Annotated in this window: 21 protein-coding genes; 8 read left to right on the top strand and 13 right to left on the bottom strand. The window is 65.3% G+C overall.

Features of this window, described 5'->3' with window-relative positions:
* Positions 1-120 precede the first annotated feature (120 nt).
* Positions 121-855 carry a GAF and ANTAR domain-containing protein gene (locus AC5RWA_RS12475; RefSeq protein ID WP_494057857.1) on the top strand — a complete coding sequence of 245 codons (735 nt, stop codon included), beginning with the start codon at positions 121-123 and terminating at the stop codon, positions 853-855.
* A gap of 416 nt (positions 856-1,271) precedes the next feature.
* The gene (locus tag AC5RWA_RS12470) at positions 1,272-2,099 is read left to right on the top strand and encodes a hypothetical protein (RefSeq protein WP_494057856.1); all 828 of its coding nucleotides are present in this window, start codon (positions 1,272-1,274) and stop codon (positions 2,097-2,099) included.
* 328 nt (positions 2,100-2,427) lie between these two features.
* Here the strand turns inward: AC5RWA_RS12470 and AC5RWA_RS12465 are convergent, their stop codons facing one another.
* Entirely contained in the window at positions 2,428-3,387 is a 960-nt protein-coding gene (locus tag AC5RWA_RS12465; RefSeq protein ID WP_494057855.1) for a heme o synthase, read from the bottom strand.
* Positions 3,388-3,832: 445 nt separating this feature from the next.
* Between AC5RWA_RS12465 and tkt the strand changes: the two genes are divergently transcribed.
* The 6 genes from tkt to pgl are packed head-to-tail and all read left to right on the top strand — an operon-like array spanning position 3,833 to position 12,048.
* Positions 3,833-5,950, top strand: a complete 2,118-nt coding sequence (tkt, locus tag AC5RWA_RS12460; protein WP_494057883.1) for a transketolase — start codon at positions 3,833-3,835, stop codon at positions 5,948-5,950.
* 24 nt (positions 5,951-5,974) lie between these two features.
* On the top strand, positions 5,975-7,090 hold the full coding sequence (tal, locus tag AC5RWA_RS12455; RefSeq protein WP_494057854.1) for a transaldolase: 1,116 nt from the start codon (positions 5,975-5,977) through the stop codon (positions 7,088-7,090).
* A gap of 6 nt (positions 7,091-7,096) precedes the next feature.
* Complete coding sequence (locus AC5RWA_RS12450) at positions 7,097-8,728, top strand: glucose-6-phosphate isomerase (protein ID WP_115523417.1); 1,632 nt, start codon at positions 7,097-7,099, stop codon at positions 8,726-8,728.
* Positions 8,729-8,742: 14 nt separating this feature from the next.
* Entirely contained in the window at positions 8,743-10,302 is a 1,560-nt protein-coding gene (gene zwf, locus AC5RWA_RS12445; RefSeq protein ID WP_494057853.1) for a glucose-6-phosphate dehydrogenase, read from the top strand.
* Entirely contained in the window at positions 10,299-11,240 is a 942-nt protein-coding gene (locus AC5RWA_RS12440) for a glucose-6-phosphate dehydrogenase assembly protein OpcA (protein WP_115523415.1), read from the top strand. Before zwf ends, AC5RWA_RS12440 begins: the two co-directional genes overlap by 4 nt.
* Complete coding sequence (gene pgl / locus AC5RWA_RS12435) at positions 11,230-12,048, top strand: 6-phosphogluconolactonase (protein WP_079596046.1); 819 nt, start codon at positions 11,230-11,232, stop codon at positions 12,046-12,048. Before AC5RWA_RS12440 ends, pgl begins: the two co-directional genes overlap by 11 nt.
* On the opposite strand, the gene AC5RWA_RS12430 is transcribed toward pgl, so the two are convergent.
* From AC5RWA_RS12430 to AC5RWA_RS12375, 12 genes are all read right to left on the bottom strand, one after another.
* Positions 12,001-12,399: an RNA polymerase-binding protein RbpA gene (locus AC5RWA_RS12430; protein ID WP_494057852.1), complete on the bottom strand. Its 399-nt coding sequence runs from the start codon at positions 12,397-12,399 to the stop codon at positions 12,001-12,003. The two genes, pgl and AC5RWA_RS12430, sit on opposite strands and share 48 nt — an antisense overlap.
* 129 nt (positions 12,400-12,528) lie before the next feature.
* A complete protein-coding gene (gene secG / locus AC5RWA_RS12425; RefSeq protein WP_079596044.1) occupies positions 12,529-12,783 on the bottom strand; it encodes a preprotein translocase subunit SecG in 255 nt (84 codons plus the stop codon).
* Between the two features lie 50 nt (positions 12,784-12,833).
* Positions 12,834-13,649, bottom strand: a complete 816-nt coding sequence (gene tpiA, locus AC5RWA_RS12420) for a triose-phosphate isomerase (protein WP_494057851.1) — start codon at positions 13,647-13,649, stop codon at positions 12,834-12,836.
* A gap of 114 nt (positions 13,650-13,763) precedes the next feature.
* Positions 13,764-14,990 carry a phosphoglycerate kinase gene (locus AC5RWA_RS12415; protein WP_494057850.1) on the bottom strand — a complete coding sequence of 409 codons (1,227 nt, stop codon included), beginning with the start codon at positions 14,988-14,990 and terminating at the stop codon, positions 13,764-13,766.
* 10 nt (positions 14,991-15,000) lie between these two features.
* The gene (gene gap / locus AC5RWA_RS12410) at positions 15,001-16,011 is read right to left on the bottom strand and encodes a type I glyceraldehyde-3-phosphate dehydrogenase (protein WP_079596041.1); all 1,011 of its coding nucleotides are present in this window, start codon (positions 16,009-16,011) and stop codon (positions 15,001-15,003) included.
* 261 nt (positions 16,012-16,272) lie between these two features.
* On the bottom strand, positions 16,273-16,899 hold the full coding sequence (locus tag AC5RWA_RS12405; RefSeq protein ID WP_115523408.1) for a superoxide dismutase: 627 nt from the start codon (positions 16,897-16,899) through the stop codon (positions 16,273-16,275).
* A gap of 101 nt (positions 16,900-17,000) precedes the next feature.
* Entirely contained in the window at positions 17,001-17,981 is a 981-nt protein-coding gene (whiA, locus tag AC5RWA_RS12400; protein WP_079596039.1) for a DNA-binding protein WhiA, read from the bottom strand.
* A gap of 9 nt (positions 17,982-17,990) precedes the next feature.
* Positions 17,991-19,010, bottom strand: a complete 1,020-nt coding sequence (locus tag AC5RWA_RS12395; RefSeq protein WP_494057849.1) for a gluconeogenesis factor YvcK family protein — start codon at positions 19,008-19,010, stop codon at positions 17,991-17,993.
* Positions 19,010-19,933, bottom strand: coding sequence for an RNase adapter RapZ (gene rapZ / locus AC5RWA_RS12390; RefSeq protein ID WP_079596037.1), 924 nt, complete (start codon positions 19,931-19,933; stop codon positions 19,010-19,012). The genes AC5RWA_RS12395 and rapZ overlap by 1 nt, the downstream gene beginning before the upstream one ends.
* Positions 19,934-20,004: 71 nt before the next feature.
* Positions 20,005-22,065 (bottom strand): excinuclease ABC subunit UvrC, encoded by a 2,061-nt coding sequence (gene uvrC, locus AC5RWA_RS12385; protein WP_494057848.1) that lies wholly within the window; start codon positions 22,063-22,065, stop codon positions 20,005-20,007.
* A 68-nt stretch (positions 22,066-22,133) separates the two neighbouring features.
* Complete coding sequence (locus tag AC5RWA_RS12380) at positions 22,134-22,802, bottom strand: lysophospholipid acyltransferase family protein (RefSeq protein ID WP_079596035.1); 669 nt, start codon at positions 22,800-22,802, stop codon at positions 22,134-22,136.
* Positions 22,789-23,505, bottom strand: coding sequence for an HAD hydrolase-like protein (locus AC5RWA_RS12375; protein ID WP_494057847.1), 717 nt, complete (start codon positions 23,503-23,505; stop codon positions 22,789-22,791). Before AC5RWA_RS12375 ends, AC5RWA_RS12380 begins: the two co-directional genes overlap by 14 nt.
* Between the last annotated feature and the right edge of the window lie 6 nt (positions 23,506-23,511).

The following is a 23,511-nucleotide window of genomic DNA, read 5'->3' as shown; positions in this document are numbered from 1 at the left end:
TGCTCAGGACTATTCAATCGTTTCATGATGTTCGGGATGAGGCCACCGGCACTGGACAAAACCCGGAGGCAAGCTCCTTCCGCTACGAAGGAGCAACTAACCCCTTATAGATTGGAATATATGGACACCCCGGAAGGCACGGACGACACCGAGCGGCTGCAGGACCTGGTCGCCGAGATGGACGACATCAAAGACCTCCTGGACGGCATGACAAGGCTCGCCGCCACCACCCTCACCCAGCTAACGGGGCACCGGATCGAGTGCTCGATGACCCTACACCGGCACAAACGCCCCTCCACGATCGCCGGGAGCAGCGACCAGGCCATCCTCTTGGACGGCATCGAACAACGCATTGGTGACGGGCCATGCCTCCAGGCCCTACACACCAGGGCTCCGGTCCTGATGAAGGACTTGTCAGCGGACCCCCGGTGGCCCACGTTCCGCAACGAACTGACAAGCCGAGGCTTCGGCAGCGTCCTTGGCATCCCGCTGAAGCTGGGAACCAGAGCCTCCGCAGCCCTGGGCTTCTTCGCTGCCGCCCCGGGAACTTTCACCAACGTCGTCATCAAAGATGCAGAACTCTTCGGAGAGGTCGCCGGTCGCGCACTGCGACTGGGCCTCCGAATCGCTGCCGCCGAACTCCAGACCAAGGACCTCACCTCGGCCCTGGGTCGCAGGACCGCCATCGACATGGCCCGCGGCATCATCATGGCGCAAAACCGCTGCACCGGAGAGAAAGCATTCGAAATGCTCCGAGGCGCCGCCAACATCCGCCACCAGAAGCTGCACGACGTCGCCCTCGAAGTCATCGCCAGTGCCTCGGGAACACCCGGAGCAGTCCACTTCGAGCCCTAGCCGAACAGTCTGTCCTGGACTCCGAGCCCCAAAATTGATGAGTACGGCGGTCTCACGGCGGCTCGCAACTCTTGTGTTCTGAGACGAGAGGGTTTTGAGACCCGTTTGGATGGGACCCTCACCAGGCACCGCACCGGCAGCGAGGATGCTCGATCCGATGAAGTACGGAACGCCCAATTCACTCGGGATGTGCACTTTTGCAGGACAGCTCACCAACAGCCCGGAGAGCGCCTTTTCAGGCACACGGGGGCTGAGGCTTTGGCGAACCAGCGATGATGGCCACAGTCTCCCGGCGGCGGGACTCACCATCCGTTCCCGTTGTCCAAAATGGGGGGCATTTGCTTCTGGCGTGCCCTTGCGGTCAGTGTTGGCTGGGCGTAACGTCCGCAGCATAAGGGTTGCCTTTGGAGGCCTCTATGCGTGTGCTGCTACGCCATTTCATCGCCATGACATTAGTCTTGTCCGTCTGGCTTCTCGGGCTGTGGACTTCTAACCGGCGATCCCGCCCCACTCATGCCGGGAGCGCACACCCGATCGGCATCGCCATCGCAATGCTGGCGTGCGTAAGCCTCTCGGCGTGCACCCCCGCCGAAGCGCCATCCCCCGCAGCAACTACGGAGGCCCGCACGGCCCCACCGGCGCCCACGGTCCCGCCGGTCCCGCCGCTGCCGGAAGGCGACATCGACCCCGGTACATACCTCGTCACCAGCTTCCAAGAGAATTTCGAGATCACCGTCCCAGACGGCTGGAGGAGTGACGATGGCCTGTTTAAGGACGACCCGGATCACCCGGATGATTATGGGGTCTTCGTGGGTTGGTGGCCCGCGCTCTATGTGCCGAGGGACGCATGCGCGTGGGAGGGCGCGCTCGTCAAGCTCGGTCCGTCGGCTAATGCGTTCGTCGACGCGATGACGTCGCAGACGTCAACGGCCAGTACCCCTCCCGTCGAGGTTATGGTGGGCGATTACTCCGGCGTCGAGTTCGACCACTCCGTGGAGGGTGACGTGGACTTCAAAGCCTGCGACCGCGACAAGTTTTGCATCCACTCATCAATCTCAAACGAATGCGGACGCTGGTACTCGAGCACCGCTGAGCGCGAAACCTATCGGGTAGTCCACCTGAACGGCGAACGCGCTATGTTCTGGGTGGTCCAATTCCACGAATCAATCAATCCGGAGCTGACAAGAGAGGCACGCGCCGTCTTCGACTCGATCGTGTTCAAGCTCCCACAAATGACCAGCTGATGCGATACGCGATACCGCCCGCGGGCGCCGACTCCTTCTCTGACCCCACCTTGGGTGTCTCATAGCGTCAGTGCCTCGAAACGCAGGAGGCACGAGGAGTTTGGACGAGGACATGAACGCCAATCATCCATTAGTTATGTGACACATCGGAGCAGCCCATGAAAAAAGCTGAAAGGTAGGCCGAGAGCTCTGATGCCCTACCCCCGGGCAGCTGGGCAACCAGGCATGTCCCGTTCACCGCCCCGGAATCAGGGCTGTGGCGAGAGACCGTCCGCAAAAAACCAGCGGAAGGTGAAAGAGCGTTGCGGGTGAAGTGGCGGAACTGAAGCTATCCAGCCATGACGGCCGGGCCGATAAACGGGTCGACAGCCAGGGCGATGAACAGCAGAGTGAGGTAGCTGATGGAGCCGTGGAACACCTTCATGGCCCGCTTGTCGGAGATGTCCTCGCGCTGTGCCCGGTTGTACAGGGAATGCGATTCGTAGAGGAACCAGGCGCCGGCCACCACAGCCGTGACGGTGTAGACCCAGCCCGCCCCGCCGGCCGGTACCATCAGCAGCGAGCACACCACCATGGCCCAGGCGTACAGGACCACCTGTACCGACACCACCTTGGCGCCGGCGATGGCACCAAGCATGGGCACGTTGGCGTTGCGGTAGTCCTCGCCGTAGCGCATGGACAGCGGCCAGTAGTGCGGCGGGGTCCACAGGAAGATCACCATAAAGAGGATGACCGCGGGCCATTCCACGGTGTTGGTGACGGCCGCCCAGGCGATCAGCACCGGGAAGCAACCGGCCGCGCCGCCCCACACAATGTTCTGTGCCGTGCGGCGCTTAAGGATGATCGTGTAGATCACCACGTAGAAGAAAATGGCACCCAGCCCCAGCCAGGCGGACAGCGGGTTCGCCCCGAACCACAGGATGGCGATGGCGGCAGCACCCAGGAGCCAGGAAAAGACCAGCGCTTCACGCGGGGTGACCTCCCCCGTGACCAGGGGACGGTTCTCCGTCCGGTGCATCAGTTTGTCGATGTCGCGGTCGATGTAGCAGTTGAACGCCCCGGCACTGCCGGCCGCGAACGCGCCGCCAACCAGGGTGGCGAGGATCAGTCCGATCGAAGGAAAGCCACGCTCCGCATAAATCATGGTGGGCAGCGTGCTGACCAGCAGCAGCTCGATCACGCGGGGTTTGGTGAGGGCGAGATACGCCTTGGCCTTACGGGCAAACCCGGCACCTGATGCCCGGGATGCGTTCAGCGGCGTATCTGTTGTGCTCACGGTGGCAGTCACCCGTTCTGTGTGGCAGTTGTGTCTGGCGGTGCAGCTAAGGACGGCTGGAAAGGTCCGCTACCCGGCGTTGGCCTCCGAATATCATACCGCGCCGCCACCCCCCTTCCGGCCGCCCGATATGCGCACATGATCGCTCGAACGCCGATTCGAGCAGATTAACTCAACCTCACTTCAGGCTGATTCATAAAAGGGGAAATTGCGTCCAAAACGTGAGATTTGCGCCGCCCGGAGAATGGAATGGAGCTAAGCTGTCACCAGATCAGCACGCAGCAAGGAAGCGGTGGAAAACGCATTCCCGGACTGGCCAGTGGCTGAGTGAGAGATCAACGATTCGATGGTGAACGGCTGGTACACACCGCAGCAGGCGCCACACAGCGTGCCTTTAAACGGATCCGGTGTGCCGCCTGCCATCAGCACAGAGAGGGGCCCGGTTTTCGTGCCACATTTGGAAGAGCAAGAACTGTCATGGACCAGCTTGGACCAGCGCGCCGTGGATACTATCCGCGTGCTGGCTGCGGACGCCGTGGAGAAGGTGGGCAACGGCCACCCCGGAACGGCCATGAGCCTGGCGCCGGCTGCGTACCTTCTTTTCCAGAAGCTGATGCGCCATGATCCCCGCAACCCGGAGTGGCTGGGCCGTGACCGGTTCATCCTGTCCCCCGGCCACACGTCACTGACGCTGTACATCCAGCTGTTCCTTTCCGGTTACGGCCTGGAGCTGAAGGACCTGCAGGCGCTGCGGACCTGGGGTTCGCTGACCCCGGGCCACCCTGAGTACAAGCACACCGCAGGCGTGGAGATCACCACCGGCCCGCTGGGCCAGGGCCTTGCCTCCTCGGTAGGTTTCGCGTATTCCCAGCGCCGGATGCGCGGCCTGTTCGACGCCGATGCTGCCGCCGGCGAGAGCCCGTTTGACCACACCATCTGGGTCATCGCGTCCGACGGCGACCTGCAGGAAGGCGTCACGGCCGAGGCTTCCTCGCTGGCCGGCCACCAGGAACTGGGCAACCTCGTTGTTGTGTACGACGAGAACCACATCTCCATCGAGGACGACACCGACATCGCATTCACCGAGGATGTCCTGAAGCGCTACGAGGCCTACGGCTGGCACGTCCAGCGCGTGGACTGGACCAAGACCGGCGAATACAAGGAAGACGTGCAGGAGCTGTACTCCGCGCTGCTTGCTGCCAAGGCCGAGACGTCCAAGCCCTCCATCGTGTCGCTGCGCACCATCATCGGCTACCCTGCCCCGAAGAAGCAGAACACCGGCAAGATCCACGGTTCCGCACTTGGTGCCGAGGAAGTTGCAGCGTTGAAGGAAGTCCTGGGCTTCGATCCGGCCAAGTCCTTCGAGGTTGACCAGGAAGTCCTGGCCCACGCCCGCTCCGTGGTGGACCGCGGCGCTGCTGCCCGCAAGGAATGGGAAGAGTCCTTCAACGCCTGGCAGGCTGCCAACCCCGAGGGCGCGGCACTGCTGCAGCGCATCGAGGCCAAGGAACTGCCCACCGATGTTGACGCGGCCCTTCCGGTCTTCCCTGCCGGTAAGGACGTCTCAACCCGCGCCGCGTCCGGCAAGGTCCTGAATGCCCTGGGTCCGGTCCTGCCCGAGCTATGGGGCGGTTCTGCCGACCTTGCAGAGTCGAACAACACCACCATCGAGGGCTCGCCGTCGTTCGTGCCGGCGTCCAAGCAGACTGACGCGTGGAAGGGCAACCCGTACGGCCGTGTCCTGCACTTCGGTATCCGCGAGCATGCCGCAGCGTCGATCGTGAACGGCATCAGCCTGCACGGCCGGACCCGCGCGTTCTCCGGCACGTTCCTGATCTTCAGCGACTACCAGCGTCCCGCCATCCGCCTCGGTGCACTGATGGGTGTCCCGTCCCTGTACGTCTGGACGCACGATTCCATCGGCCTGGGCGAAGACGGACCCACCCACCAGCCGGTGGAGCAGCTCGCCTCGCTGCGCGCCATCGTGGGCCTGGACGTGGTCCGCCCCGGTGACGCCAACGAAGTTGCCGTTGCCTGGAAGACCATGCTGGAGAACCACGCCAACCCGGCCGGCATCGTCCTGACCCGCCAGAACATCCCCACGTGGGAACGCGGCGAGGGAGCGGCCGACGGCGACTCGTTCGGTTCCGTCGCGGGCGTCGCCAAGGGCGGGTACGTCCTCGCGGAGGCCTCCAAGGACGGCGCGACCGTTCCGGCCGACGTGATCCTGATCGGCACCGGCTCCGAGGTCCAGCTGGCCGTCAAGGCCCGTGAAGCACTGCAGGCCGAAGGCATCGCCACCCGGGTTGTGTCCATGCCGTGCGTGGAGTGGTTCAACAAGCAGGATGCTGCCTACCGCGAATCGGTCCTCCCGTCCGCGGTCAAGGCCCGCGTCTCCGTCGAAGCAGGACTTGCCCTGGGCTGGAAGGAATTCGTCGGCGACGCCGGCCGTTCCATCAGCCTCGAGCACTACGGCGCTTCCGCTGACTACAAGCGCCTCTTCCAGGAGTTCGGCATCACGGCAGAAGCAGTAGCTGCCGCTGCCAAGGACTCCCTCGCCGGCCTGCAGGCCTAACAAACGATTTAGGAGAAAAAGACAATGACTACTCCCACCCAGCAGCTCTCCGACGCCGGAGTTTCCATTTGGCTTGATGACCTTTCCCGCGGACGCCTGGAAACCGGCACCCTGCGCAAGCTCATCGAAGAGAAGAACGTGGTTGGTGTGACCACCAACCCCTCCATCTTCCACGCCGCCATCACCACCGGTACCGACTACGACGCCACCATCGCCGCGCAGGCAGCAGCAGGCGCGTCCATCGAAGACACCATCTTCGAAATCACCACCACCGACGTCGCCGACGCCTGCGACCTCTTCGCACCGGTGGCAGCAGCCACCAACGGTGTCGACGGCCGCGTCTCCATCGAAGTTGACCCGCGCCTCGCCTGGGACACCGCCGGCACAATCGCCGAAGCCAAGCACCTGTACAAGAAGGTCAACAAGGACAACGTCCTGATCAAAATCCCGGCCACGCTCGAAGGCCTCGAGGCGATCACCGCCACCCTGGCCGAGGGCATCAGCGTCAACGTGACCCTGATCTTCTCCCTGGAGCGCTACCGCGCCGTCATCAACGCCTTTCAGACCGGCCTGGAACAGGCCAAGGAAAACGGCCACGACCTCTCCAAGATCCACTCCGTGGCATCATTCTTCGTCTCCCGCGTGGACACCGAGATCGACAAGCGCCTTGACGCCATCGGCACCGACGAAGCCAAGGCCCTCAAGGGCAAGGCAGGCGTCGCGAACGCCCGCCTCGCCTACCAGGTCTACGAAGAGCTCTTCGCCACCGAACGCTGGGCCCTGCTCGCCGAAGCCGGCGCCCTCCCCCAGCGCCCGCTCTGGGCCTCCACCGGCGTGAAGGACCCGGCCTACCCGGACACCCTCTACGTCACCGAGCTCGTTGCCCCCGGCGTCGTGAACACCATGCCCGAAAAGACCCTGGACGCCACCTTCGACCACGGCGAGGTCAAGGGCGACACCATCACGGGCACCTACGCCGAGGCCAACAACACCCTTGACGCACTGGAAAAGCTCGGCGTCTCTTACAACGACGTCGTCGCAATCCTGGAATCCGAAGGCCTGGACAAGTTCGTGGCCAGCTGGAAGGAACTCCTGGCCGACGTCGAAGGCGCCCTCGCCTCAGCACGGAAGGCTTCCTAGTCCCCTATGAGCACTCTCAGCTACGACGCCACCGGCGCTGCCCAGAAGGCACTTGAACAGCACCTTCCTGCTCTGGTCGAGGAGCGGATTGCCACCCGGATCTTTGCCAAGGACCACACCCTGTGGGGTCCGGATGCAGAATCCGAGTCGGCCATCCGGCTTGGCTGGGTGGAGGCGGCCACCGTCTCCCAGCCGCTGGTGAAGGACATCCTGGAACTCCGCGACGCCCTCCGGGCTGAAGGCGTCACCCGCATTGTGCTGTGCGGCATGGGTGGTTCTTCCCTCGCCCCAGAGGTCATCGCCGGCACCGCCGGCGTCGAGCTGACTGTGCTGGACAGCACGGACCCGGACCAGGTCCGTGCTGCCCTGGCCGACCGGCTGGCCGAGACCGCGATCGTGGTCTCGTCCAAGTCCGGCTCCACGGTGGAGACCGATTCCCAGCGGCGGATCTTCGAAAAGGCGTTCAACGACGCCGGCATCGACGCCGCCAGCCGCATCATCATCGTCACGGACCCCGGCTCCCCGCTGGACAAGGCTTCCCGCGAGGCCGGCTACCGCGCCGTCTTCAACGCCGACCCCAACGTCGGCGGCCGCTTCTCCGCCCTCACGGCCTTCGGCCTGGTCCCCTCCGGCCTGGCCGGCGTGGACATCCAGGCCTTCCTGGACGAGGCTGAGGAAGCAGCGGAAATCCTCAATGACGATGCCCCCGAGAACATCGGGCTCGCACTCGGCACCGCCCTGGGCGGAACCACGCCGCTGCGGAACAAGATCGTCATTGCCGAGGACGGCTCCGGCATTGTGGGCTTCGCCGACTGGGCCGAGCAGCTCATCGCCGAATCCACCGGCAAGCTGGGCACGGGCGTCCTGCCGGTCGTGGCCGGCCCCGCCGCACCCGAGGTAACGTCCGGCGCGCCGGATGTCCTGGTGGTACGGCTGGTAGCCGCTGATGCCGACGTCGAACTCGGCGACGACGAAGTGGCCATCGCCGGTGGCCTGGCCACACAGATGATGGTGTGGGAGTTTGCCACGGCCGTGGCGGGACGTTTGCTGGGCATCAACCCCTTCGACCAGCCCGACGTCGAAGCCGCCAAGGTGGCAGCGCGTGGCCTGCTGGACGCGCAGCCGGAGCCCACTGCTGCAGCATTCGTTGATGGCGCCATCGAGGTCCGCGGCGGTGACTGGCTCGGTGATGCCGGCACCGCGGAGTCCGCCGTCAAGGCTCTGCTGGGCACCCTCGAGGCAGACAGCTACCTGAGCGTCCAGGCGTACTTCGACCGCCTCGCCTTCGCTGAACTGGAAGGGATCCGCGACGAACTGGCTGCTGCCAGCGGCCGTCCCGTCACATTCGGCTGGGGCCCCCGGTTCCTGCACTCCACGGGCCAGTTCCACAAGGGCGGACCCGCCATCGGCGTGTTCCTCCAGGTCACGGCTGCGCCTGCAGAAGACCTTGAAATCCCGGAGCGTCCCTTCACGTTCGGGGAACTGATTTCCGCGCAGGCTGCCGGCGACGCTCAGGTCCTGGAAGGGCACGGCCGGCCCGTGCTGCGCCTGCACCTGACCAACCGTGCTGCCGGCGTGAAGCAGCTGCAGGACATCGTCGCTGCACTTTCCGCCCGCGCATCCGCTACCGAAAGCTAAGGCACAAAAGCAACATGCCAGAAACTGAATACGGCAAAAGGTCCGGGACCCGGGGGCGTAATCCGCTCCGGGATCCGCGTGACCGTCGTTTGAACCGGATTGCGGGTCCGTCGTCGTTGGTGCTCTTTGGGGTTACCGGTGATTTGGCGCGCAAGAAGTTGATGCCGGCTGTGTATGACCTGGCGAACCGGGGGTTGTTGCCGCCGAGTTTCGCGTTGGTGGGTTTTGGGCGCCGGGAGTGGAGTGACGCTGATTTCGCCGGTCAGGTGAAGGCTTCGGTCCAGTCCTACGCTCGGACGCCGTTTGATGAGGCGGTGTGGAACCAGCTGGCTGAGGGCATTCGTTTTGTCCAGGGCGAGTTCGACGACGACGGCGCGTTTGAGCGTCTCGGTGAGACGATCAAGGAGCTTGACGATGTCCGCGGGACCCGCGGGAACCACGCGTTTTATTTGTCGATCCCGCCGAAGGCGTTTGAGCAGGTCTGCCGGCAGTTGTCCAAGCATGGGCTTGCGCAGGCCGAGGGTGAGAAGTGGCGGCGGGTGGTGATCGAGAAGCCGTTCGGGCACGACCTGGAGTCGGCCCGGCAGCTGAACGACATTGTCGAGTCGGTGTTCCCGCCCGATGCGGTGTTCCGGATCGATCATTACCTGGGCAAGGAAACGGTCCAGAACATCCTGGCGTTGCGGTTCGCGAACCAGTTGTTCGAGCCGTTGTGGAACGCGAACTATGTGGACCATGTCCAGATCACGATGGCCGAGGACATCGGCACCGGCGGCCGGGCAGGGTATTACGACGGCGTGGGCGCCGCCCGCGACGTGATCCAGAACCACCTGCTGCAGCTGTTGGCGCTGACCGCGATGGAGGAGCCGATCTCTTTCAACGCCGATGATTTGCGGGCGGAGAAGGAAAAGGTCCTCGCCGCGGTCAAGCTCCCGGAGGACCTGTCCACGCACTCTGCGCGGGGGCAGTTCACCGGCGGCTGGCAGGGCGGCGAACAGGTCCAGGGCTACCTGGAGGAAGAAGGCATCCCGGCCGATTCCACCACCGAGACGTTCGCCGCGATCCGGGTGGACATCCATACCCGCCGCTGGTCCGGTGTCCCGTTCTACCTGCGCGCCGGCAAACGCCTGGGCCGCCGTGTGACGGAGATCGCGGTGGTGTTCAAGCGCGCACCGAACCTGTTGTTCCGTGACCATGGGGAGGATGACTTCGGGCAGAACGCCGTGGTGATCCGGGTCCAGCCCGACGAGGGCGTGACCATCCGGTTCGGGTCCAAGGTCCCTGGCACGCAGATGGAAGTCCGTGACGTGACGATGGACTTCGGCTACGGCCACTCGTTCACCGAGTCCTCCCCGGAGGCGTATGAGCGGTTGATCCTGGACGTGCTGCTCGGTGAGCCGCCGCTGTTCCCGCGGCATGAGGAAGTGGAACTGTCCTGGAAAATCCTTGACCCGTTCGAGGACTACTGGGCCACCCTGGATGAACAGCCCGAACCCTACGCCCCGGGCTCCTGGGGCCCGGCCAGCGCTGATGAGCTGCTGGCCCGTGACGGACGAACCTGGAGAAGGCCATGATTGTTGACCTGCCGGACACCACCACCTCGAATGTGTCCAAGAAGATCATGGCCCTGCGCGAGCAGGGCGGCGTGATCGCCCTCGGCCGGGTGCTCACCCTGGTGGTGGTCACGAAGTCCGGGCTTGAGGAAGAAGCGATCGAAGCCGCGAACGAGGCCAGCCGGGAACACCCCTGCCGGATCATCGTCCTGGCCGACGCCGGCAAAAACGCACCGGACCGGCTCGACGCGCAGATCCGGGTGGGCGGGGACGCCGGCGCCTCGGAAGTGATCGTGCTGCGCGGCTACGGCCAGCTCGCCCACGAATCCGAGTCGCTGGTCGCCGCTTTGCTGCTCCCGGACGCGCCGATCGTGGCCTGGTGGCCGCACGGCGCCCCGGAAAGCGCCTGCGACACCTCCATCGGCCGGATTGCGCACCGCCGGATCACCGACTCCGCGAACGAACCGGACCCGCAGGCTGCCCTGGAGAACATCCGGTCCACCTACAAAGCCGGCGACACCGACCTCGCCTGGACCCGCCTGACCAACTGGCGTATCCAACTCGCCGCCGTCCTGGACCAGGTGGACTCCTCCCCGGTGACCGCCGTCGCCGTCGAAGGAGCCTCGGACTCCCCGTCCACCATCCTGCTGGCGGCCTGGCTCACCCTGACCCTGGACGCACCCGTGACCATCGTCGCGGATCCCGCCGGCACCGGCATCCGCCGCGTCCGGCTCACCCGCCCCGGCGGGGACGTCCAGCTCTTCCGGCCGGGACTGTCCGTCGCTGAACTGACCCAGCCGGGTCAGCCCGCCCAGCGGATCTCGCTTCCCCGCCGCAGCCTCCGGGACTGCCTCGCCGAAGAACTCCGCCGTTTGGACCCCGACGAAGTTTTCGGCGAAGTGATTACTATTGGACTGCCACGTACCAATCTAAGGAGCGTCCGTCCCAGTGAGCGTTGAGCCAAGAGTAAGCATCCATCCTGATTCGTCTGTTCTCATGGCAGCCATCGCGGCCAGGCTCATCACCAAACTGGTGGATGTGCAGGACAAGTACGGCGAGGCCACTGTGGTGCTGACCGGAGGCTCGGTGGGCATTGGGACGCTGAAGGCTGTTGCAGACTCTCCGGCCGCTCCCGCCGTTGACTGGTCCAAGGTCAACTTCTGGTGGGGTGACGAACGCTTTGTGGGTTCGCAGGACCCTGACCGGAACACAAAGCAGGCGTTTGACGCACTGCTGTCCCGCATCCCGGTAGATCCTGAGCGGGTCTTCCAGCCGGGCTCCTCAGACGAGTTCGGCAGCCCGGAAGAAGCTGCGGACGATTACGCCCGGCGCCTCCGGGAGGCTGCCGCCGCTGAGCATGCTGCCGACATGTCCGATGACCGGCCCGAGGAACCTTCCGCGTTGCCGCGGCTGGACGTTGTCCTGCTCGGTGTGGGTCCCGACGCGCATGTGGCGTCGCTCTTTCCGGAGCAGGGGGGAATCAGGGAGAAGGAACGGACGGTGGTGGGGGTACGCAACTCCCCCAAACCGCCTCCGCTGCGGGTCTCGCTCACCCTCCCGGCCATCAATACGGCCTCCGAGGTCTGGATGGTGGTTGCGGGCGAGGACAAAGCCGGCGCCGTGGGCCTTGCCCTCGCGGGTGCCAACCCCGTCCAGGTACCGGCTGCAGGTCCGCGGGGAACCTCCCGGACCCTGTGGCTCATCGACGAAAACGCAGCCTCACGTGTCCCGCAGCAGCTCGTCCGGAAGGACGCCGCGGGCGCGTAGCCTCTCGAGCGCTCCGGCCAGGACGTCTTCCGCGTCCTGGCCCGAGCGCCGTTCTTTAACGTACTCAAGGTGGCTCTTGAAACCGTCGTCCATGTCGTCGGCAGCTGCTGCCGCCGCCTGGCCGTCCCTGGAGGCCGGGGCGCCACACCGCCGGCAGTCCCACACGGCAGGGATCTGGTCCTCGGGAAGCTTGAGGAAGACGGGCTGGGTTTCGTGCCCCTTCGCGCACCAGTAGGACACCCGGATCCGCGGCAGGGCGCTCCCATGGTCCTCGGTGGATTGAAGGCTTGAACCTGTTCCTGCCGTTACCCCTGCCCGGGTACCGCGAAAGCCTGACGCTGGATGGACCACCGCAACTCCTGCCTTGACGCCATTGTTAAAGCAAAACTGTGGCTGTCGAAATAGCCGACAGCCACAGTTTAGTTGGCGGACCCGTACCGTGGGAGTACCCGCGGGAATCGCTGCCTCAATCGTTGGGGATCAGGAGTCCCCGCCGCTGAACCGCATGATCAGGCCCAGGGCGATGATCACCACACCCCAGGTGACACCGAGGATCACGGTGAACCTGTTCAGGTTGCGCTCGGCCACGCCGGAGGAGCTCAGGCCCGAACTCATGCCGCCGCCGAACATGTCGGACAGCCCGCCGCCCCGTCCCTTGTGGAGGAGGATAAGCAGCGTCAGCAGGAGGCTGGTGATGCCCAGGAGGATCTGCAGAATGACATGAAGAACGTCCACGACGGCCTTTCAGAAAGTTGGAATTGCGGGAGTATGCGCGGCGGGACGGATCAGTCCGTCACCAGGTGACTCTCGAACCTGACAATATTAGCAAACTCGGCAGGATCGAGGCTCGCGCCACCCACCAGCAGGCCGTCCACGTCCCGCTCCTGCAGGATGGCGGCGGCGTTGTTGGCCTTGACCGAGCCGCCGTAGAGCAGGCGCGTCTTGGCCGCTACGTCGGCGCCAAAAAGCGTTTCCAGCTCGGCGCGGATGGCGGCGCACATTTCCTGTGCATCCCCCGGGCCCGCCACTTCTCCGGTTCCGATGGCCCAGACCGGCTCGTAGGCGACCACGAGCTCGGCTGCCTGATCGTTGGTCAGGCCCGCAACTCCGGCGCGCAGCTGTTCCAGCGTGTGGTTCACGTGCGTGCCGGCCTGCCGGATTTCCAGCCCTTCGCCAACGCAGAGGACAGGAGTGACGCCGTGCTTGAACGCGGCCTTGACCTTCGCGTTGAGTACGTCGTCGGACTCGTTATGGATGGTGCGGCGTTCGCTGTGTCCCACCAGCACGTACGTGCACCCCAGCTTGTTCAGGAACTGGCCGGAGATGTCACCGGTGTAGGCGCCCGAGTCGAACTGCGAGAGGTCCTGGCCGCCGTAGGCGATATCCAGGTCGTCGCCCTGGACGAGCGTCTGGACGCCGCGGAGATCGGTGAACGGGGGGAAGACAGCAACTTCGACGCGGCTGTAGTCATGCTTTGCGTCTGAAAGGGTCCAGGCCAGTTTCTGCAGGAGGGTGATGCCCTGCACGTGGTCCATGTTCATCTTCCAGTTGCCCGCGATGAAGGGCTTGCGGTCGAAAGCGCCGTTCGTTGACGTAGTCACGTGTTCTCCAAAAAAGTTTGTGATAAGTGTTCGGCCGGCAGGCTGCCGCGGGCAACCTGCCGGCCGGAGGATTGACAGACCGGTAGTACTACCGGAAGGCCTTACCGGAAGGCTCTACCGGTCCAGGACGCTGAGTCCCGGGAGTTCCTTGCCCTCGAGGTATTCCAGGCTCGCTCCGCCGCCGGTGGAGATGTGCCCGAACTGCTCATCGGCGAAACCCAGCGTCCGCACGGCTGCCGCGGAGTCCCCGCCGCCAACCACCGTAAACGCTTCGGTTTCGGTCAGGGCCTGGGCAATCGCGCGGGTTCCGGCCGAGAAGGCTTCGAACTCGAAGACCCCCATGGGACCGTTCCAGAAGACCGTCCGGGCACTCTTGATACGGTCGGCGAAGGCAGCCGCAGAGTCCGGGCCGATGTCGAGCCCGATGCCCTGGGTGCCGAAGCTGCTGTCCTCGATGGCATCCGCAGCAACAGTTTCGTGCGCGGCGTCGGCCGCGAACTTCTCCGCCACCACGACGTCGGTGGGCACCACGAATTCGGTGCCGGCATCGGCCGCGCGCTTGAGGTAGTCCTGGACCACGGGGATCTGGTCTTCCTCGAGCAGGCTTCCAGCCACCTTGTGGCCGGCAGCGGCGAGGAAGGTGAACAGCATGCCGCCGCCCACCAGGATGGTGTCCGCCTTGCCGAGCAGGTTGTCGATGACCGCGAGCTTGTCAGAGACCTTGGAACCGCCGAGCACCACGACGTAGGGACGCTGCGTATCGGCGGTGAGCTTGCGCAGGACCTCCACCTCGGTGTGCACCAGGTCGCCCTGGTACGACGGAAGCCGGGTGGCGACGTCGTACACGCTGGCGTGCTTGCGGTGCACGGCACCGAAGGCGTCATCCACGTAGGCGCCGTTGCCGCCGGTCAGCGCAACCAGCTCGTCAGCGAAGGCGCCGCGCTGGGCGTCGTCCTTGCTGGTCTCGCGGGCGTCGAAGCGGACGTTCTCCAGGACGAGGACCTCGCCGTCCTGCAGCGCGGCTGCTGCCTCTTTGGCGGAGGCTCCCACGGTGTCGTCTGCGAGGGTGACCTTGAAGTCCGCCAGTTCCGCCAGCCGGGTGGCTGCGGGGCGAAGGGAGTACTTGTCTTCGGGTGCGCCCTTGGGGCGTCCGAGGTGGGCTGTTACCAGCACGCGGGCACCGGCGTCCGTGAGCTTTGACAGCACTGGAAGTGAGGCCTTGATGCGGCCGTCGTCAGTGACTGTAGAGCCGTCGAGCGGCACATTCAGGTCACTTCGAACCAGAATGTACCGCCCGCGGACACCTTCAGCGATGAGTTCGTTGAGGGTGTGAGATGTCATGTGTCTAACCCTAGCCCAGCTTGGATGCGACAAGCTCCGTAAGGTCAACGAGGCGGTTTGAGTAGCCCCATTCGTTGTCATACCAGGAAACAACCTTGACCTGGTTGCCAATCACCTTGGTGAGGCCGGAGTCAAAGATGGACGACGCCGGGTCCCCGACGATGTCCGAGGAGACGATCGGCTCATCGGTGTAGGTCAGGAAGCCCTGCAGTTCCTCGGACTCCGCAGCGCGCTTGAGGGCGGCGTTGACTTCCTCGACGGTGGTCTCGCGGGAGACCGTGACGGTGAGGTCGGTGGCCGAACCGGTGGGCACGGGAACGCGGATGGCGTAGCCGTCCAGCTTGCCCTTCAGCTCGGGCAGGACGAGTCCAATGGCCTTGGCTGCACCGGTGGAGGTGGGAACCATGTTGATGGCGGCGGCGCGTGCACGGCGGAGGTCGTTGTGCGGGCCGTCCTGCAGGTTCTGGTCTGCGGTGTAGGCGTGGACGGTGGTCATGAGGCCGCGTTCGATGCCGAACTCGTCGTTGACCACCTTGGCCAGCGGGCCGAGGCAGTTGGTGGTGCAGGATGCGTTGGAAATGATGTGGTGCGTGGCGTTGTCGTACAGCTTGTGGTTCACGCCCATCACGATGGTGATGTCTTCATCAGACGCCGGGGCGGAGATGAGGACCTTCTTGGCGCCGGCGTCGATGTGCTTCTGCGCAGCGGCGGCCTTGGTGAAGAAGCCGGTGGATTCGATGACGATGTCCACGCCCAGCTCGCCCCAGGGCAGGTTGGCGGGATCGCGCTCAGCCAGGACCTTGATGACGTTGCCGTTGACGACGATGTTGCCGTCCTTGACCTCGATGGTTTCCTTCAGCCGGCCGCCGACGGAGTCGTACTTGAATAGGTGCGCCAGGGCCTCGGGGCTGGTGAGGTCGTTGACGGCAACGATCTCCAGGTCCGCGCCTTGTGCAAGCGCTGCGCGGAAGTAGTTGCGGCCAATACGGCCAAAGCCGTTGATACCAATACGGGTCGTCACTTTTTCAGTCTCCTTGGTGCTTTATGAAGCACTACTAGTTGAGCGGGCGTTCAAGCCAACTAACAGATCCCGCACGCCATTGGGCAGAGATGATTTACATACGGAGGGCGACCAGCCTCATTGCTGAAGGCTAACCGCCTTCCGTGACCTATCTTACGTTTAACTAGGTCCGCCCCCGCAAGTGCGGGGGCGGACGGTCCACATCGCGGCCTCTTTAAGTCCGGCTGTGAAGTTTTTTACACACGCGTGTGGCGGTGCTCACTACCGTACGGTGATGAGTCCCGTGGCGTTGCTGCGTGCTGCCTCGAACCGCTTGGCGACGTCGGCCCAGTTGACGATGTTCCAGAACGCCTTGACGTAGTCAGCCTTGACGTTGACGTAGTCCAGGTAGAAGGCGTGCTCCCACATGTCGAGCATCAGCAGCGGGGTGGTGCCCAGCGCCACGTTGCCCTGCTGGTCGTACAGCTGCTCGATGACCAGGTTGCCACCGATGGGCTCGTAGGCCAGGAAGCCCCAGCCCGAACCCTGCAGGCCCAGGGCAGCTGCGGAGAACTGTGCACGGAACGCGTCGAAGGAGCCGAAGGCGTCATCGATGGCTGCAGCCAGCTCACCTTCGGGCTTGTCGCCGCCGTCCGGGGAGAGGTTGTTCCAGAACACGGAGTGGTTGACGTGGCCGCCGGTGTGGAACGCGAGGTCCTTGGAGAGCCGGTTGATGTTGGCGAAGTCGCCCTTTTCGCGGGCTTCAGCCAGCTGTGCCAGGGCGTTGTTGGCGCCTGCCACGTAGGCTGCGTGGTGCTTGCTGTGGTGCAGCTCCATGATCCGCGCGGAAATGTGCGGTTCGAGGGCGGCGTAGTCGTAGCTGAGTTCCGGCAAAACGTACTCGGTCACAAAATCCTCCAATATCGTGGACACTCGGTCCGGGTGGTAACTCTCGGATTGTGCATCCGGACGGCGGGCGCCCGGAATTATTTTTGATTCTATTGGGGCGCTCACTCGTCGAGCATTTCGGGCGTCACATTGGCATCGGTTCCGGGTATGCCAAGGTCAAGGGCCCGCTTGTCCGCCATCGCCAGGAGACGGCGGATCCGTCCTGCGATGGCGTCCTTGGTCATGACGGGATCGGCCAGCCGCCCCAGTTCGTCCAGGCTGGCCTGTTTGTGGGCAACGCGCAGTTCACCCGCGTATTTCAGGTGCTCGGGAACGTCGTCGCCGAGGATCTCAAGGGCCCGGTCCACGCGCGCGCCCGCCGCGACGGCCGCCTGTGCCGAGCGGCGCAGGTTGGCGTCATCGAAGTTGGCGAGGCGGTTGGCGGTGGCCCGGACTTCCTTGCGCATCCGCCGTTCCTCCCAGACCATCAGTGCGTCGTGGGCACCCATGCGGGTGAGAAGGGCGGCGATGGTGTCGCCGTCGCGGATGACAACGCGGTCCACTCCCCTGACTTCGCGCGCCTTGGCCTGGATATCCAGCCGGCGGGCGGCGCCCACCAGTGCCAGGGCTGATTCGGGGCCGGGGCAGGTGACCTCCAGGGAGGAGGAGCGGCCGGGTTCGGTGAGTGAGCCGTGCGCCAGGAAGGCGCCGCGCCAGACGGCCTCCGCATCCGCTGCCGAACCGTTGACGACGGCGGACGGCAACCCGCGCACGGGGCGGCCGCGGCCATCCAGGAGGCCGGTCTGCCGGGCCAGCGCCTCGCCGTCGCGCACTACTCGGACCACATACCTGCTGGCGCGCCGCAGCCCGCCCGCCGAGACCACGATGATCTCGCTCTGGTGTCCGTAGACCTCGGCAATGGCCGACCGCAGCCGCCGCGCGGTGGACGCGAGGTCCACTTCGGCCTCGATGACGATCCGGCCGGAAATGATGTGGAGTCCGCCTGCGAAGCGGAGCATCGCGGAAACTTCCGCCTTGCGCACTGATGACTTCTTGATGTCCAGACGGGACAGTTCTTCCTTGACCGATGCTGTCAGTGCCATGGCACCTTCCTAACTGTTCCCAAAAATGTCCTGGTACGCCGTCGCCAGACGCAGGGGGTCATGGACGGGCCGGCGAACCGACGCCCCTACTTTACCCAAGACCACCTCGGCGCCGATCATCGCGGCTGCCTTCTCGAACTCCTGCCGGTCCGGAACGGAGGCGGGATCCGCCAGGACGACGTCCACGCTGAATTCCGGAGCGTAACGGCGCAGCACGTGGAGGTGGTCTGCGGCCGTCATGCCCGACGTTTCCTTGGTGTCCGTGGCGAGGTTCATAGTGAGGCAGCGCTTGGCTGGGGTGTGGCACAGCGCCTGCCGCATTTCGGGCAGGAGCAGGTGCGGGAGCACGGAGGTGTACCAGGAGCCCGGGCCCAGGATGACCCAGTCCGCGAGTTCGATGGCCGTGAGTGCTTCGGTGCAGGCCGGGGCGGCTTCCGGCAGGAGCCTCACCTGCTCCAGGGTACCTGCAACGGCGCACCGTGCCTGCCCATGGATTGTCTGCAGCACGGATTCGCCGTCGGGTGCGGTGACCCGGACATCCCCTTCGATGGTCAGGGGCACGGTGGACATGGGAAGCACCTGGCCGCGCGCGCCGAGCAGGGCACCAGCCCACTTGAGGCCGGCGACGGCGTCGCCGAGCAGTTCCCAGAGGGTGACGATGAGCAGGTTCCCCATGGCGTGCTCGTCCAGGGAGCCGCCGGGGCCATTGCCGGGACGGAAGCGGTGCTGCATGACGTCGCGCCAGGTGCGTCCCCAGTCGGTATCGTCGCAAAGGGCTGACAGTGCCATGCGCAGGTCGCCGGGCGGGAGGACGCCGTACTCCTCGCGCAGACGCCCGGAAGAGCCGCCGTCGTCCGCGACCGTCACGATGGCGGTGAGCTGGGAGGTGAGCAGGCGCAGGGCCGAAAGGGAGGCCGCCAGGCCGTGCCCGCCGCCGAGGGCAACCACGTTAGGGCCTTTGTCCTGCTGCGCCGCCGCTGTCCCGGAGGCAGGCGGGACCAACGGCAGTGCGCCGGTGAACAGCGCCATTATTCGCGGCCCAGATCCCGGTGCGTGGTGGTCACCGTGACCCGCGGGTATTGCGCCAGCTTCTTGGAAAGTTCGACGGCGACGGCCACGGAGCGGTGCTTCCCGCCCGTGCAGCCCACGGCAATGGTGGCGTAGTGCTTGTTTTCCCGGCGGTAGCCGTCCAGGACGGGCTCGAGGGCCATGACGTAGCGGTCCACGAAGTTCTTGACGCCCTCGGCCTCGAGGACGTAGTCGCTGACGTCCTTGTCCAGCCCGGTGTGCGGGCGCAGCTGCGGCACCCAGTGCGGGTTGGGGATGAACCGGACGTCGGCCACGTAGTTGGAATCGACGGGCAGGCCGTACTTGAAGCCGAAGCTCATGATGTTCAGGCGGAGGGCCACCGGGCCGGTTTCGCTGAACAGTTCCGTGATGGCCGTGGCCAGGCCGTGGACGTTGTAGCCGGAGGTGTCCAGCACGACGTCGGAGCTGTCGCGCAGTTCCTGGAGCAGCTCGCGTTCCGCCGCGATGCCGTCGAGGATGCGCCCGCCGCCCTGCAGCGGGTGGGGCCGGCGCCCCTGCTCGAAGCGGCGGACCAGGACGTTGTCGCTGGCGTCGAGGAACAGCACGCGGAAGGTGACACCGCTGGCGGCGAGGGCTCCCAGGGCGGCGCGGATGTCCGCGAAGAGGCCCTTGCTGCGGACGTCGATCACCACGGCCAGGCGCGGGATGGACTGCGGGGCGTGCGAGACGAGTTCGGCCAGCGTCCCCAGCATCTGCGGCGGCAGGTTCTCCACGACGTACCAGCCGTGGTCCTCGAGGGCGTCAGCGGCTGTACTCCGTCCGGCGCCGGACATCCCGGTGACCACCAGCAGCTCCGCTTCGAGCGGCTTTACGGGCTGCATCCCGTCAAGCCCGGCTCCGGATTCCGCCGTCGTGTCTGCCATTAAGTACGCCCCGTTTCTGTTGTTGTCACGCGGGGCGGCCGCACTGGCGGAAACCCCGCTCTTTACCCTAGCTAAGTTTCGATGATTTCGCCGGTGGTCATGTTGATGGCCGGTACCGTGGCTGCGGCCGGACCCTCAGCTGAGAAATGGGTCACGATGGCGCCGGCCAGTGCCGGTCCGATGCCCTTCGCCTGGGAGAGTTCCTCCGCGGTGGCGGCCTTGACGCTCTTAACGGACCCGAAATGGGCCAGCAGGGCCTTCCGCTTGGACGCGCCCAGCCCCGGCACGCCGTCCAGCGCGGACACCGTCATGGCCTTTCCACGCTTCTGCCGGTGGAACGTGATCGCGAAGCGGTGGGCTTCGTCGCGGATGCGCTGCAGCAGGTAGAGGCCCTGCGAGGTGCGGGGAAGGATGACCGGGAAGTCGCTGTCCGGAAGCCAGACCTCTTCGAGGCGCTTGGCCAGGCCCACAACGTAGACGTCATCGATTCCAAGGTCCGCGAGGGCGCGTGCTGCCGCGTTGACCTGCGGCTTGCCGCCGTCCACCACCACCAGGTTGGGCGGGTAGGCGAACTTTGCACGCGGCGCCGGGGTGGTGCTGTCCAGTACGGTGCCTTCCGGTGCCGGTGCCGGTGCCGGTGCCGTGGTTGGTTCGGTGCCCGGCGCTTCAGGGCCCAGCGGTTCCGGGCTCAGGGGCTCCGGGTTGAGCGCGGACTCGTCCACCTGCGCGGACTTGTCCTGCAGGTAGTGGCGGAACCGCCGCGTCAGGACGTCGTGCATGGCGGCGGTATCGTCCGCGGCCGCGGGTCCGGTGACGGAGAACTTGCGGTAGTCGGACTTCTTGGGCAGACCGTCCTCCACCACCACCATGGAGGCCACCACGTTGGTTCCCTGGACGTGCGAAACGTCGAAGCATTCGATGCGCAGCAGCGGGACAGGCAGGTCGAGCGCTTCCTGAAGTTCCTGGAGCGCCTGCGACCTGACGGTCAGGTCTCCTGCCCGGCGGGTCTTGTGGAGTTTCAGCGCATGCTCTGCGTTTTCACGCACCGTGGACATCAGCGCTGCCTTGTCGCCGCGCTGCGGGACCCTGATGTCCACTTTGGCGCCCCGGATGCCGGCAAGCCACTCCGCCAGTTCGCCGGTGTTGCTGGGCTCCACCGGAACCAGCACTTCGCGGGGCAGCCGGCCGTGGCTGTCGCCGTCGCCGCCATAGACCTGCTGCAGGAGGTGCTCCACGAGGTCCGGGGTGGTGGAGTCCTCCACTTTTTCCACGACCCAGCCGCGCTGGCCGCGGATCCTGCCGCCGCGGACGTGGAACACCTGCACGGCGGCTTCCAGTTCGTCCTCGTGCAGGGCGAAGATGTCGGCGTCGGTGTCCTCCGCGAGCACCACGGCGTTGCGTTCGAAGACCTTGCGCAGGGCGGTGATGTCATCGCGGATCCTGGCTGCATGCTCGTAGTCGAGTTCCGCCACCGCTTCTGCCATCCGCTTTTCCAGCTTGGCGATGAAGCGCTTGGCCTCACCGCCCATGAAGGCGCAGAAGTCCTCCGCCAGGGCACGGTGGTCCTCCGGAGAGATGCGGCCCACGCAGGGTGCCGCGCATTTGTCGATGTAGCCCAGCAGGCACGGGCGCCCGCTGGCCTGGGCCCGTTTGAAGACGCCGGCGCTGCAGCTGCGCACCGGGAAGACCCGGAGCAGGGTGTCCATGGTTTCCCGGATGGCGCCCGCGGTGTAGGGGCCGAAGTAGCGGGTGCCCTTTTTCTTGTCACCGCGCATCACCTGGACGCGCGGGTACTTCTCCCCCATGGTCACTGCGAGGTAGGGGTAGGTTTTGTCGTCCCGGAACACCACGTTGAACCGCGGTTTGAATTCCTTGATCCAGGTGTATTCCAGTTGCAGCGACTCCAGCTCGCTGCCCACCACGGTCCATTCCACGCTGCTGGCGGCATGGACCATGGCGTAGGTTTTCGGCAGCAGCCCGGCAGGGTTGGCGAAGTAGGAGTTCAGCCGTGATCTGAGGCTCTTCGCCTTGCCCACGTAAATGACCCGGCCGTGGGGATCACGGAACCGGTAAACCCCGGGGTTGGTGGGAATCTCACCCGTCCTGGGCCTGTAACTTGCTGGATTTGCCACCTATATAGTCTACTGATCCGCGGCCGGTGGCTTTGCCGTGCCGCTGACCGGCACCCCGTTGGCAGGGCCTACTCGATGACCTTGCTCTGGTTGTAGCTGGTGGACCGTTCCTGCCCGCTGAGTTCGGCGATGGCATCCATGATCCGGTCCGTCACTTCGCGCCGCGCAGGCAGCGAGTGGTCCGGCCCGGTCTTGTCGAAGTAGAGCGGCTCGCCCACCTTCATGGTGAAGTGCTGCGGCCGCACGCCCTTCTCGCCCGCCCGCTGCAGGTTTTCCGTCCCGATCAGGCCCACCGGGATCACAGGCGCCCCAGTGGTCAGCGCCAGCCATCCCACACCCGTGCGTCCGCGGTACAGGATGCCGTCGCGGGAGCGGGTGCCTTCCGGGTAGATGCCGATTCCCCGGCCGGATTCCAGGATGTCCATCAGGGTTTTGAGCGCTTGGACACTGGCGGCCTGCTCGCCGCGTTCCACGGGAATGGACCCCACCGATTCGAAGAAGGCCTTCATGGCTTTGCCTTTGACGCCGCCGGTGGTGAAGTATTCGGCCTTCGCGAAAAAGGCCACCGGGCGGGGCATCAGTGCCTGCACGATGACACTGTCAAAAAAGGACAGGTGGTTGGGAGCGACGATGAACGGCCCGTCGGTAGGGACGTTTTCAATGCCGACGACGGATGGCCGGCAGGTGCCGGCGATCAGGGTGCGGGTGGTCCAGCGGACGGCTTCAAACATTTCCATCGTTGGTCACCTCGCTCATGGCTGCGCTGTGGATGGCCTCCAGCCGGTCGATCGCCTGTGCCAGTTCTTCGGCAGTGCTGACGACCGCAACTGAACCGGCCGCCTCCAGTTCGCCGTCGGGCGCAAACCCCCACGCCACGCCGATGCAGTCGAGCCCGTTGGCGATGGCCCCGGAGACGTCCTGCGCCCGGTCCCCCACCATGATTGCGTGCTGGGTCTCGAGGTCCCGCAGTGCTGCGGCAATGATCTCGGTCTTCCCCAGTGGAACGCCGTCCACGGCCGTTTCGTCATCCGCGGAGCCGCGGATGCTGAGGAACAGTCCGTCGATGCCGTGGTGGGCCAGGACCGTCCGGGCCAGGTTCTGCGGCTTTTGGGTTGCGACAGCCACCGGCCGGCCAGCGGCAGCGTAGGCCTCCAGCAGTTCCAGGATGCCCGGGTAAATCCGGCTCTGGGCGATGCCGGTGGCCACGTAGTACTCCCGGTAGCGCCGGATGACCTCGTCCAGGAGGCTGGCCGGCACCTTGGCGACGTTTAGGAGGGAATCGCTCAGCTTCGGGCCGATCATCGCCTCGAGCAGGTCCTGGCCGGGGACGGGAAGCCCCAGCCCGCGGAGGGCTGAGGCGATTCCGTCTGTTATCCCACCGGCCGGATCGACAAGAGTGCCGTCCAGGTCAAAGATCACGGGCACTGTTGTTGAAGTCACCGGGTT

This window comes from Arthrobacter sp. 210 2, from assembly GCF_059093025.1.
The sequence above is the reverse complement of the archived record's forward strand: the minus strand, read 5'-3'. Positions and strand labels throughout refer to the sequence as shown.